Annotated in this window: 7 protein-coding genes; 2 read left to right on the top strand and 5 right to left on the bottom strand. The window is 65.9% G+C overall.

Going from position 1 to position 12,396, the window contains the following annotated elements; genetic code table 11:
• Window positions 1–78 precede the first annotated feature (78 nt).
• Window positions 79–1,200 (bottom strand): DNA polymerase III subunit beta, encoded by a 1,122-nt coding sequence (gene dnaN, locus HRU76_02950; GenBank protein ID QOJ16610.1) that lies wholly within the window; start codon window positions 1,198–1,200, stop codon window positions 79–81.
• A 335-nt stretch (window positions 1,201–1,535) separates the two neighbouring features.
• Here dnaN and HRU76_02945 point away from each other — a divergent pair, with 335 nt between their 5' ends.
• Window positions 1,536–5,534, top strand: coding sequence for a hypothetical protein (locus tag HRU76_02945; protein ID QOJ16609.1), 3,999 nt, complete (start codon window positions 1,536–1,538; stop codon window positions 5,532–5,534).
• A gap of 26 nt (window positions 5,535–5,560) precedes the next feature.
• Here HRU76_02945 and HRU76_02940 read toward each other — a convergent pair whose 3' ends face one another.
• From HRU76_02940 to HRU76_02930, 3 genes are all read right to left on the bottom strand, one after another.
• Complete coding sequence (locus HRU76_02940; GenBank protein ID QOJ16608.1) at window positions 5,561–7,663, bottom strand: hypothetical protein; 2,103 nt, start codon at window positions 7,661–7,663, stop codon at window positions 5,561–5,563.
• Window positions 7,664–7,671: 8 nt separating this feature from the next.
• Complete coding sequence (locus tag HRU76_02935) at window positions 7,672–7,995, bottom strand: hypothetical protein (protein QOJ16607.1); 324 nt, start codon at window positions 7,993–7,995, stop codon at window positions 7,672–7,674.
• A gap of 158 nt (window positions 7,996–8,153) precedes the next feature.
• Entirely contained in the window at window positions 8,154–9,212 is a 1,059-nt protein-coding gene (locus tag HRU76_02930; GenBank protein ID QOJ16606.1) for an NAD(P)-dependent alcohol dehydrogenase, read from the bottom strand.
• Window positions 9,213–9,437: 225 nt separating this feature from the next.
• Between HRU76_02930 and HRU76_02925 the strand changes: the two genes are divergently transcribed.
• The gene (locus HRU76_02925; protein QOJ16605.1) at window positions 9,438–10,364 is read left to right on the top strand and encodes a type II secretion system protein; all 927 of its coding nucleotides are present in this window, start codon (window positions 9,438–9,440) and stop codon (window positions 10,362–10,364) included.
• A 147-nt stretch (window positions 10,365–10,511) separates the two neighbouring features.
• Here the strand turns inward: HRU76_02925 and HRU76_02920 are convergent, their stop codons facing one another.
• A complete protein-coding gene (locus HRU76_02920; protein QOJ16604.1) occupies window positions 10,512–12,164 on the bottom strand; it encodes an FAD-dependent oxidoreductase in 1,653 nt (550 codons plus the stop codon).
• Window positions 12,165–12,396: the final 232 nt, after the last annotated feature.

Here is a 12,396-nt window from a genome sequence, read left to right as displayed (position 1 = left end):
CAAATGACCACCAACCCGCGCCGCCCCGCGCCAACGAACATCCGCCGTCTCGATGCCCTGACGCCTTGACGCCTTCCGCTATTGCAGATTCACGGGCATCACCACGTAGGTGAACTCGCTGCCCGCCTTGATGACGCCCGGTTTGCTTGGCTCCTTGAGCTCCACGATCACCTGATTCTCGTCCACGACTTTCAGGGCGTCGAGCAGGAAGCCGGGGTTGAAGCCGATCTCGATGGGCGTGCCCTTGTAGTCGGCCAGATCCACCTCGATCTGCGCCTCGCCCATTTCCGGCGCGCGGCTGGTGAGCGTCAGTCCATCCGTGCGGAAGGACATGCGCACGCCCTTGGATTCCTCGTTAGTGAGCAGGGCCGCCCGCTGCACCGCGCTGGACAGGGTGGCGGTGGAGAATGTGATCTTCTTGTCGTGATCGCGGGGGATGACGTCCTCGAAGGGTGGGAACGCGCCTTCCACCAGGTTGCCCGTCAGCACCGCCGCGTCCGCGCCCTCGCCGATGGCGAACTGGATCGTTGACTCGTCGATGGCGATGCGCACCGTGGCGTCCGGATCGTCGATCAGCCGCGTCACCAGCCGCAGCACCTTGCTGGGGATGATGCACGAGGCGTTGCCTTCCGCCGTCGGCGTGCAGGAACTCGAGGCCACGGCCAGACGGCGGCCGTCCGTCGCCACCAGGCGCAGTTTCTTCCCCTTGCGATCGAAGAGCACGCCGTTGATGGCGTAGCGGCTGCTCTCGGTGGCGGTGGCGAAGAGCGTGCGCGAGGCGAGTTTCTGCAGGGTGCCGGCGTGAACTTCACAATCGGCCTTCTCGGCGTCGAAGGGGCGCACCGCCGGGAACTCCGATGCGTCGAACCCGTAGACCGTGAAATGCGAGTCCGTCCCGCGAAGATGGGCGGTGCTGTCCTTCACCTCGATGGTGATGGTGGGGTCGGTCGAGGCGCGGACGATCTGCAGGAACTTGTCCGCCGGAATCAACCCTTCGCCGGGCTTTTCCACGCTGACCTGGTCGACGTTGAGCGTCAGTGAAATCTCACCGTCGGTGGCGATGAGCGTCACGCGCCCGCGCGGCTCGGGGGCGGAGACCTTCACGCAGGCGTAGACGGGCTTGGGCGTCCGGGGCACCACCACGCCGGACACAATGCCCAATGCCTCCGCCAGCGCGCTTCGATCGCAGATGACCTTCATGATGACAGCATCCTCGAACAGGTTGCGACGACCGTCCCTGATTCCGCCTCCGGGGCGGTCGAACCACTGGATATTGAGTGTAGCACCGAATCACCCACATCAGATCGAATAGGTCGGTGAAGTGGGGTTGCTGACAAACGCGCTACAGGTTGTCCACGGGTTATCCACATTCACAGAGGCAGAAGTCGTCAGCCGCTGGAGATCCTCAGACTCCAGCCCGCGTGTGAAGCAGTTCGGGCTGGCACGTGGCCAAGTTCGCAGAACGCGGAACGTTGTGGACGCTCCGCCGTACCAGCACCCGGCTCGAAAGGGGGTGAAGGCCAAAGGAGAGAGGCATGAAGCAGTCGCAGGTGGCGTCGGTTTCGTTGGGGGCATCGGGCTTCCTGGCCGGGGCGCTGGCCTTGGTTGGCGCGGGGGAACACCCGAAGTCGCCTGCAACCGATCCCTTGCGGTGCGTCGATGTCCCCGTCAACGTCTACACCTACAACGCTCAGGAAGCGCCGACGGTGGCGATCGACGGCTCGGGACGATCGCTCGTGGCATGGGGCAGTCGACGTCAGGAGGCCGGCACGTTCGGCATCTACGGCCGACTGATCGATGCCGAGGGGCGCGCCATCGAAGGCGAGCTCCATCTCAATCAGTTCGCGCCTAACAACCAGGAGGTTCCCGCTGCGGCGTTTGATTCGCGGGGCGTTGCGTGGGTGGCGTGGCAGTCCTTCGAGCAGGATGGCGATGGCGCGGGCATCGTGCTGCGCCGATTCGCCGTGAAGGAAGGCGTGTTCAGCCCGCTCGGGAACGAGATGCTGGTGAACCAGCGCACCGCGGGCGACCAGTTGCGCCCCGCCGTGGCGACTTCGGGCGACCGGGCCATCGTCTGCTGGACGGGCGTGTGCGACGATCGTCAGATTGCCTCAGCGCGCCTCTTCGACGCCGACGGGCGACCAGTCTCGGATGAGATCACGATCGGAAGCGGGGAAGGACATCACTGGCTGCCCGCTCCGGCGGTGCTGCCGGATGGTGGATTCGTAGTGGCCTGGGCGCAGCGCGATGCTCAGGGCCGCCCGGCCGGCATCATGGCCCGGCGACTCGACCGCACCGGTGCGCCGCTGGGCGAACCTCTGGTCGTGGCGTCCCCCGGGGAATCGTTCGACGTGGAGCCGTCGATCGACGCCGATGCGTCGGGGCGATTCGTCATCGCGTGGATGAGCCGCGCCGATCGGGCCGCGTACGAGGTGCGCCTGCGGCGTTTCGCGGCCGACGGCGAACCCATCGGCTCGACAACGACCGTGGATTTCGCCCATGACGGATGGCTCAGCGGCGTGGCGGTGGCGTGCGCGGCGGATGGCCGATTCGCCGTCCTCGCCAACCGCGAGGGAGAGCCCGATCCGCAGGCCCTGGTCCGCAGTCCCGCAACCCCCAGCGACGTGGCGGCGGTGGTGTTCGAGGCGGATGGTCGCGTCGCCGCCGGCCCCGTGGTCGTTCACGCGCGAACCGAGGGGCGTCAGACCCTCACCATCGCCTCGCCCGCCCGTCGGGCGCTGTGGTCCGCCGACGGCGCGCTCGTCGTCGCCTGGCAGGGCGACACCGGCGCCGATTCGACGGGCGTCGCGCTCTCGACGCTGCGGCCTCTAGCGGTGGCGCGGCTGAACGACGCCGATCGACCAGAGGCGTCTTCTCTCACGGGCGAACCGACCATCGATCCGGCGCTGCTGGCGAGCGCGGCGTCACGTGATGCTGCAACCGCCGGAGCCGTCCCGCCCGAATTCGATCCCTTCTTCATTCCCGATCCGCCGGACGTCAACCCGCTCAACCCGGGGCCCGACTTTGGATTCATCGGCTTCCAGGCCACGGGATGGACGCCGCCCGATCCGGATATCGCGGTCGGACCGAATCACATCGTGGTGGTGGTGAACGGTGGCATCCGGTTCTTCACCAAGGACGGCACGCTGCTCTTTGACCAACCCATCGCGGGCAGCAACGGTTTCTGGGGCGAGGTGGGGGCGACTTCCTTCGTCTTCGACCCCGTGGCGCTCTACGACGTGTTCAGCGGCCGCTACATCGTCGCCGCCACCGAGCACAGCGACGATCAGAAAGACCTGATCCTCATCGCCGTGTCGGACGACAGCGACCCCAATGGAACCTGGCATAAGTACCGCTTCGACATGACGTCGGTGGGCGATTTCATCGACTTCCCCAACCTGGGGGTGGGCACGAACGCGGTGTACGTGACGTGCGACTACTTCAACACGCCGCGCGGCAACCACATCCACATTTTCCGCAAGAGCGATCTGCTCGACGGACTGCCCACCACGCCCAACGTCGTGCGGACGAGCAACAACGTTCGCTCGCTCGGAACGGTGAAGGCCTACGACGCCGGCCCGCGCCCGCAGTACTTCGCCACCGCATTCTCCGGCTCCAGCACCACCATCCAGATCGATTCGATCCGCACGCCGCTCACCAACCCGGTGCGAGACACCTTCAACCTCACGGTGCCCGCCTTCGCCCAGCCGCCCGACGCGGATCAACTGGGCACGACCAACCGGGCCGACACCATCGACGTGCGCATCAAGAATGGCGTCTATCGCAACGGCATGCTGTACCTCGCGCACACCATCGGCGAGGACGCCACCGCGCGCGTCCGCTGGTATCGCGTGCAGATGAACGGCTGGCCGTCGAGCGGGCAGAACCCCGTGCTGGCCGAGTGGGGGACGCAGAATCTCGGACCCGGGGTTCACAATTGGTTCGCCGACATCCACGTGGACGCCCAGGGCCGCATGGCCATCGCCTTCAACCGCTCCTCGTCGCAGGAATACATCTCCGTGCAGCGCACGTTCCGGATTCCCACGGACACGCCCGGCACGCTCCGCGAACCGGTGATGCAGCAGGTCAGCACCTCGCCTGAAACTGGCAGCCGCTGGGGTGACTACAGCGGCATTGAAGAAGATCCCGCCGATCCCTCCGCCTTCTGGAACCACCACGAGTACCGCACGACAAGTTGGCGCACCTGGGTGGGGCGGTTCAGCATCCTCGAATCGCTCCCGGCGCTGTCGTTCACCTATCCCGACGGGCGGCCTGGCATCATCGACACCGCGGGCGGAACCACCTTCCGCGTGCAGGTGAGCGGCGAGAGCGAGACGCCGCGCGCCGACTCCGCCGTGCTTCATGTCGATCGCGGCGGCGGATCGTTCGAGCCGTTCCCCATGACGCACCTGGGCGATCACCTCTACGAGGCGACGTTCCCTTCCGCGCCGTGCGGCTCGACGGTGAAGTACTACGTGAGCGCGGAATCGACCCAGAACACCGTGGTGCGCGACCCCCTCAACGCCCCCGGCTCCTTCTTCTCCGCCGACGCCTGGGCCGTGGTGGGGCTGGTCTTCAGCGACGACTTCCAGACCGACCAGGGCTGGACCGTGGTCAACGAGAACCTGACCGACGGCGCCTGGGAGCGCGGCGTGCCCGCCGGCGACGGCAGCCGCGGCGACCCGGTCTCCGACTTCGACGGCTCCGGCGCCTGCTACCTCACCGGCAACCGGGCCGGCAACAGCGACGTGGATGGCGGGCCCACGCGGCTCATCTCGCCGCGCTTCGACCTCTCGGGCGAGGGCGACCACTTCATCTCCTACGCCCGCTGGTTCACCAACGATGACCGCGACATCGACCGGCTGGACACGCACCTGTCCAACGATGACGGCCAGACCTGGACGCTCATCGACAGCGTGGGCCACTTCGACGGCTGGCAGGCGCACCGCTTCCGGGTGCAGGACTTCCTTTCGCCCACCAGCCAGATGCGAATCCGCTTCAGCGCCACCGACAACCCCAACGACTCGGTGACGGAGGCGGCCATCGACGCCGTGACCGTGGAGACCTTCGCCTGCGCCAACACCACGGTCATCAACGCGGTGGTGTCGCGGGGCACGCTGATCTCGGGCACCTTCCAGGATCTGCACGCCTCGGATGATGCGGCCATGCGGGTGAAGAGCGGCTTCGGGCAGACCTTCACCGATCTGCACAGCATGTTCCTGCGCGTGGAAGGGCAGACCAGTGCGGTGAACCCCACCACGGTGGATGTGCGCATCGAGACCCGCATCAGCCACCAGACGGGGATCGGGCGGGTGATGCTGCAGAACTGGAACACCAGCCTGTTCGAGCAGGTGGGCAGCTACGCCGTGGGTCAGACGGATGTCATCACCAACGTGAACGGGCTGGACGCGGCGAAGTACGTGCGTTCGGCGGACGGGCGGGTCCGTCTGCAGATCCGCCACATCGTGGTGGTGCCGATCTTCGCCTTCACCTTCGACACCTGGGTCGATCACGTGCGGTTCGTGGTGCGGTAGGGGGCTGTTGGCGCTGATTCGTTGAGTCACTCAGGGAGCAACTGACCATCCAGCATTTGTTTGTTGATCTTGTCTGCTGACATCCACGTTTCGTGCCGGACGCTGCGACTCGCAAACAACAGGTCGAACGCGGGCCAAGTCAGTTGCGAGAGTGCTTCCTGATCATTGCGGTCGATCAGTGCGACCGCCTCTTCGAGCAGTTCTTGAAGCGTGACCAGTTCGACTTCGCCCACGTTGAGTGCGGCCAATCTCTCCAGAGATGCTGCCTTGTCCGCATCGAGCATGATGGCCAGCAACCCCAACCAGGCGATTACCGGATCGGACTGATGCGCGAACCGGCCGATGGTTGTCCACTCGATCAGTGGCGATACGTTGGCGCGCCGAGCCCATTGAGTTCTGAACGCCATGCGCAGTGCTTCCACTGATCGATTCCAACCGAATGGATCGAGTCGATTGACGGAATTCAGTGCTTCGCGGAACACCGCCGCGAATTCGACACCGGATGTTGTCTGATCGAGCGATCCAAATCCACGAACCGCAATCTGGAGCAGTCGCACCGACAAGGCGGCGCTGGCAAGTGTTGCGTCATCCGCAAGATGGCGGGAGGCGCGCACGGCGAGAAGCGCGAGCACCTGTCGTTCTTCTGGACGATCGTCAGGGCACTTCTCCAGCGAGTCTGCGATGAACTCAATGCAGAGCATGAGGCCGGGAGCATACGCGGGCACGATCGAGGCGGCGGCGTCCTTCGCCGAACTGAAGTCGCACCATGAACACTCTGAGCCCGCTTGCATGAGGCGCCGCACATCTCTCGCGTAGTTCGTCTCACGCGAGACGCTGAGTGGCATCCCCTGATTCTCGGCTTCCGTCGCGATCGCGGCGGCTTCAAGATAGAAAACAGCGGCGTTTTCGCCGGGATTCGCTTTGATCGCTTCGTCGAGTGACTCGATGACGCCTTTGACGAGCGCCTCTGATTCATCGATACGCAAGCGCATGTCCGCCAGATCCGGGAACGAACGGGGATCTGTCATCAATACTGCGAACTCACCCCACATTCCTGTCCGCGCCTCGTCGCGCAACTGCTCCAGCATCGCCCTTGCCTCGTGCGGGGACTCGGCGGCGACGGCCTCGCCGACCCGATCGAAGAACGCCTCGGCCCTTTGCGAGGCAAGCGCGAACTCGCCATCGGTCAGGGCGGTCATTCCCTTCAACGCCGGTTGCACGAATTCGCCGAAGCGGTCGAGGAGCTCCGCCCCCTCAGGATCAGCGCGACAGGCCGACGCCCATTCCATCCACTCGCGACCCTCGGAACGGAATGCATCCAGCCGTCCGAAGGGGTCAACCGCAGGAAGAGCGCCGAATCGCTCCTTCAGGAGGACCAGTTGCCCCGGAGGGCAGCCGGCGATCATCGCCGGCTCCTTCAGCGCGCCGGCGATCAACCGTGCGACGCCCTGGGCGCCGCCGGACGCGTAGGCGGACTGAGTCTGGCCGAGGCCGCGCATGAGTTTTGATGCGGTGAGCAACCCGTCGCCAGCACGGGCTGAGTTGCCGGATCGCAGGGACAGCAACGACGCGAACACCTGCATCTCGGCGGCGGTGCTCATCCGGCTGACTTCGACGGCGACCGCACTGGGCTCGACGGTCCCTTCACGCGCCGGGAGGATGCCGCCCCCGGCATTGATCTCGCGGCGCAGCTGGGCCAGCCACCTTGCGGACTGCGCCTCGATTCGTCGCAGTTCGTCGTCAGGTATTCGCGCGGAGTCACGCAGGTACGAGCTGATCGCCAGATGGTTCTCGACGTGAATCCGGCTCAATCTCTCCGATGCCTCACGCAATGAATCAGCGCGGTCGCCCGGTGTTTGCAGCGGAAGGGCATACGCTCCGGCGGGCCATGGCACCGACACAAGCACGGCGATCAGCCCGGTGCGAGCATCCGAGATCAGATCAAAGTGCATTCTCATTGAGAATGCGTTCGTCCATCCGCGCCCTCGATCCAGCAGGTTGATGATCTCGTGGACTGTCGGCACAACCCCCGGCGTCGCGTCGATCTGTCGATCTTGGGCGGCAACACGAATGGTACCAGCGTGTGCCAAGAGGACACACGCCGCGAACTGGAGCGTGAATCTCGCCATGACGCACTTCATGGAGCGAAGCAATCGACTTCCTTGCGCACGGCGCACCCTTCAAAATTCATGCACGGATGCAGCGTCAAGATCTGCCGACACTCCTTGTTGCTGGGTGACGTCAGGACGCAGTAGGATGCATCGTGCGGGCATTCACCGTCATCACCCGGGTAGTTGCAGTTCCTCACAACTGTGCCGGTACAGTTGCCACCAATGCCCTGCGGATCGTTGCCTCCGATCATCACGAGCTGTGAAACGGCTGCGCGGTTTGGCGCTGTCACCAGGACGAATCCACAGACGGCGACGAATGAAAGGATTGCAGTTGTCAGGAACCGAATCATGAAGGACTCCTTTCTCTGTCTCTGTGTCTGTGTCGGGTTGGCCAGTGCCGTCATGCTAATCGCTCAACCGATCGTTGTGTGTAGAAAAAAAAGCATCAAGAAATGACACAACAATGGCATGGGTTTTGCCACAGCGGCGCGCGGAAAGAACGCGGCCCTCACGCCCGCAGCGACGCCATATCGATCACGAAGCGGTACTTCACGTCGCTCTTGAGCATGCGCTCGTAGGCCGTGTTGATCTGCTGCATGGGGATGGTCTCGATGTCCGAGACGATGCCGTGCTGGGCGCAGAAATCGAGCATCTCCTGCGTTTCCTTCAGCCCGCCGATGAGCGAGCCGACCACGCGGCGCCGCTTGAAGATGAGCGGCATCACCTCGATGGGCGGATGCGGGTGATCCGGCGCGCCCACCAGGCACATGGTGCCGTCGCGCTTGAGCGCGTTCACGAACGGGTTGAGGTCGTGCGGGGCGGCGACGGTGTTGAGGATGAAGTCGAACGAACCCTGCTGCTTGGCCATCGCGTCCGCGTCGCGCGAGATGATGACTTCGTGCGCGCCCAGCCGCTTCGCGTCCGCCGCCTTGCCGGGCGAGGTGGTGAAGAGCGCCACCTGCGCGCCCATCGCATGGGCGAACTTGACGCCCATGTGGCCCAGCCCGCCCAGCCCCACGATGCCCACGCGCTTGCCCTTGCCCACCTTCCAGTGCCGCAAGGGAGAATACGTGGTGATGCCCGCGCAGAGGAGCGGGGCGGCGCCCGCCGGGTCCAACTTGCTCGACACGCGCAGTACGAATCGCTCGTCCACCGTGATGCCCGTCGAGTATCCGCCGTACGTCACCGGGCCCGCGCCGTGCTTGTCGGGCGAGTTGTAGGTCAGGATCATCTCGCCTTCGCAGTAGTTCTCCAGTCCGTCGCGGCAACTGGGGCAGGTGCGGCAGGAATCGACGAGGCACCCCACGCCCACCGTATCGCCCGGCTTGAAGCCCTTCACCTCGCCGCCCACGCGCGTCACGCGGCCGATGATCTCGTGCCCCGGCACCACGGGGTAGATCGTCATCTTCCATTCGTCGCGGGCGATGTGCAGGTCGCTGTGGCAGACGCCGCAGTAGAGGATGTCCATCTGCACATCCCGCGGGCCGGGATCGCGCCGCGTGATCGAGAACGGCGCGAGCGGCGACGTGGCGGACCGGGCGGCGTAGGCGGGCGTGACGGTGGGCATGGGTTGACTCCTTGCGGGTCAGAGCACGAAGCGGTGGGGTGAGAACATGGCGCGAATCGCCGCGCGTGGGCGAGCGATGCTAGCCGGAAGCGGTGGGGGATGTGGAGGCAGTCAATGACCGACAGATCAGACGCTCGGCGCAGGGCCTTGGGCGCTCGGCGCTCAACCCCTTGACGACCTCGACGTATTCGGTACCATAGTCGCAACTGAGACTCATTCTCAATAATGACCTTTCTCACACGACGAGGAGAGACCGCCGTGCTCAGCCGCTCGACTGACTTCGTTCGCCCCGGCACCTGCATTCCAGCCAGTTTTTCCGGCCCTTCCGCTTGTCCCGCGGCTCGCGGTTTCACGCTCATCGAGCTGATCGTGGTCATCGGCATCGTTGCGCTGCTGATGGGCCTGTTGCTGCCCGTCCTTGGGACCGCGCGCGTCGCGTCGATGAGCGCCGCCAACCTCAGCAACCTGAGGCAGATCGGCATGGCGCTCGTCGCGTACCAGAACCAGCACGACGGCTTCTTCCCCATGCATTCCTCGTCGTCCGACCCCAACCACCCCGCCTACGCCAATCCGCGCACGCGCTGGCCCGATCACCTCTACAAGTACACCAACGACACCCAGGTCTTCATCAGCCCATTCCTCGATGAGAACGGAATGAAGACCTTCGGCAAGGTGTTCGCCCACACCGCCGGCACCGATGACGTGAAGCGCTTCGGCGGCTACGGATACAACTACCAGTACCTGGGCAACTCGCGTTTCATCCCGACGTTCCATGCCAACGCGGTTGGGCAGATCAAGGACGCCGAACGCACCATCGTCCTTGCCGACACCGCCGGGTCGCGGGGCGGCGTCGCCACGAACCGGCCCGGGGCCGGAAGCGAGGGGGTGTACGTGATCGATCCGCCGCTGGGCTCGGCGCGGGGCAGCGCCACCGGCGCGTATTACCCTGGGGGCACGGACGAGCCGAACGGTGACGCGAATACCTATATCTGGCGGTCGTTCCCCGCCGAACGCGCCAACGGCCATGTGGGGGTGCTCTTCATCGGCGGACACGCGCGGACCATGACGCTCAAGGACATGGATGATTCCAACCGTGACGGCGTGAAGGACAACGGACTGTGGAACGGGCTGGGAGACGCGGGCGTGCGGTGAAATGACGATGGCCCCAGATGAGCGCTGGCGCCGGAGTTGGCATTGACCGGCCGGCCAAGGGGGCCGGTCGGATGATCGGCAGGCGGGACGCCTGCTCCACTGCTTGTTCTGGCAGGCGGGACGCCTGCTGCTCCACGGTCCGCGTGTTTACAACCGCCGTGCGCGGATGTCCGCCAGGATCTCTCCCGCCGCCCGCGCTCCCGACAGGCACGCGCCTTCCATGAAGCCCTGCCAGTCGTAGAACGAATCCGCGTGCTCGCCCGCGAACTTGAGCGGCCCGGCCTGCTCACCTTCCAATCCCGCCAGCCCTGTGAACTGGCCGGGGGTGTAGCAGGTGTAGCCGCCCCGCGCCAGCGGGTTGCTCGGCCAGTGCTCACGGTGAGCCACGTACTGTCCGGACTCGACGCGGGCCGCCGCCTGCGCGCCGGGGAAGACCACGTCCAGATCGATCAGCGAGTCCGACACCTGGTGCTGCACGGAGCGCGAGAGCAGGTCGCGCCCGCGGTCGCCGCCCGCGTAGTCGGTCAGCACCGCCCGGCCAGCCGCTGCGCGGCTGGCGTTCGTCTCCCAGAACGTCTGCACGTCCGGCAGGTCGCTGTAGGCCGATCCGTTGCTCCCTGCGTCGCGCCACGGACGGGCGGTGAAGCCGATCATGGTCTTGGCGTTCGTGCCGTACCCCAGCGTGTTGATGGCGTGGAGTTTCTCCGCCGAAAGCCCCAGCGACGGATGCAGGTCCACCTCGCGGAGCACGGTGAAGGGAATGGTGAGCACCACCGCGTCGGCGACGCGCGGCTGACCGACCCCGTCGAAGGTCATCTCGAACTCGCCCAGCGCGTTGCGCCGCAGGCCGACCAGGCGCATACCCGTCTCAATCGGCCCCGGCAGTCGGGCCGCGATGTTCTGCACGATGGCGTCGTTGCCATCGACGAGGTGGAACCGTTCATCGCTGAACACGCCGAACGGCGCAAAGCGGCGGCGACGGTCCAGATGCAGAAACAGCAGCATGTTCAGGCACGACTGCTCGTGCGTCTCCAGTCCGTACTCCGCCACGTACGCTTCGTCGAGCACGGCCTGAATGAGCGGCAGCCCCGCCCCGCGCGTGGCGAGATACGTGGCCAGGTCGGTGTGGTCGAGCACGATGTCCGCCTGGTTGTGCGAGTAGAAAGTCGGCGAGCCGGAGCTGGCCCGCAGGTCGGGGCGCATGCGGCGCACCAGCACGCGGTACTCATCGACGACCGCTTCCTCGCCGTGGCGCTGTCCGCCGAAGAAGTAGAAGACTTCGCCGGGGTTGCGCGTGACGTCCTCGCGCGCCAGTCCGAACTCCACGGCGTACTGGCGCATGGTCTGGTGCGTGGTGTCGATGAACTCGCCGCCGCGCTCAGCGGTCTGGCCGGGAAAGAAGCCCCGCAGCGACCAGCAGCGTCCGCCGAGGCGATCGGCGGCCTCGTAGATGGTCGCGGCGTGCCCCTTGGCGCGCAGTCGGTCGGCGCAGACCAGCCCGGCCAGTCCGCCGCCGATGATGGCGATGCGCGGCCGTCCGCGCCGGGGATGGCCCGCCGTCAGAGCCCGTGCGGGTGCGCTGATCCACGAGGCCCCGGCGGCCGCGGCGACGATCGTGCCCGCGCGCAGGAAGTCACGCCGTGAGAAGGGCGACACGCCCGCTTGCCTGGCCTCCGCCGCGGCCTCGGCCCGCTGGGCGGCGATCTCCAATCCAACGCGGGTCGGCAGGTTGTGCCGCTCGCAGAACTCGGCGATGCGTCGGGCGCGCGATACCGTGGCGAACGCGGTGGTCCGGCTCATGCTCTCTCCCTTCGTGAGGCCGATACCGCGACCTTGACGAGGCCATGGCCGACCGCCCTTCCATCCTGCCCGAGATTCGAGGTTTGTCAATGCGGAACAGGCGGGATTGAGCCCGGCTGGCATCGTTTCCGTGTTCCCTGTTGGCGTCGTCCATCCGGCCGCTGAGGCCCGGCGGACGATCGGCAGGCGAGACGCCCGCCCCACTGTTCACGGCCCAGTGCCCGATGCCCGA

The sequence above is a fragment of the Phycisphaeraceae bacterium genome, assembly GCA_015709595.1.
GTDB lineage: Bacteria > Planctomycetota > Phycisphaerae > Phycisphaerales > SM1A02 > CAADGA01.
Note: the sequence above shows the minus strand (reverse complement) of the source record. Positions and strands in the feature narration are given on the sequence as shown.

Bases quoted from the DNA above. Each gene is read 5' to 3' on its own strand.
- dnaN (QOJ16610.1), bottom strand. From the start codon at position 1,200: ATGAAGGTCATCTGCGATCGAAGCGCGCTGGCGGAGGCATTGGGCATT.
- HRU76_02945 (QOJ16609.1), top strand. From the start codon at position 1,536: ATGAAGCAGTCGCAGGTGGCGTCGGTTTCGTTGGGGGCATCGGGCTTC.
- HRU76_02940 (QOJ16608.1), bottom strand. From the start codon at position 7,663: ATGGCGAGATTCACGCTCCAGTTCGCGGCGTGTGTCCTCTTGGCACAC.
- HRU76_02935 (QOJ16607.1), bottom strand. From the start codon at position 7,995: ATGATTCGGTTCCTGACAACTGCAATCCTTTCATTCGTCGCCGTCTGT.
- HRU76_02930 (QOJ16606.1), bottom strand. From the start codon at position 9,212: ATGCCCACCGTCACGCCCGCCTACGCCGCCCGGTCCGCCACGTCGCCG.
- HRU76_02925 (QOJ16605.1), top strand. From the start codon at position 9,438: ATGACCTTTCTCACACGACGAGGAGAGACCGCCGTGCTCAGCCGCTCG.
- HRU76_02920 (QOJ16604.1), bottom strand. From the start codon at position 12,164: ATGAGCCGGACCACCGCGTTCGCCACGGTATCGCGCGCCCGACGCATC.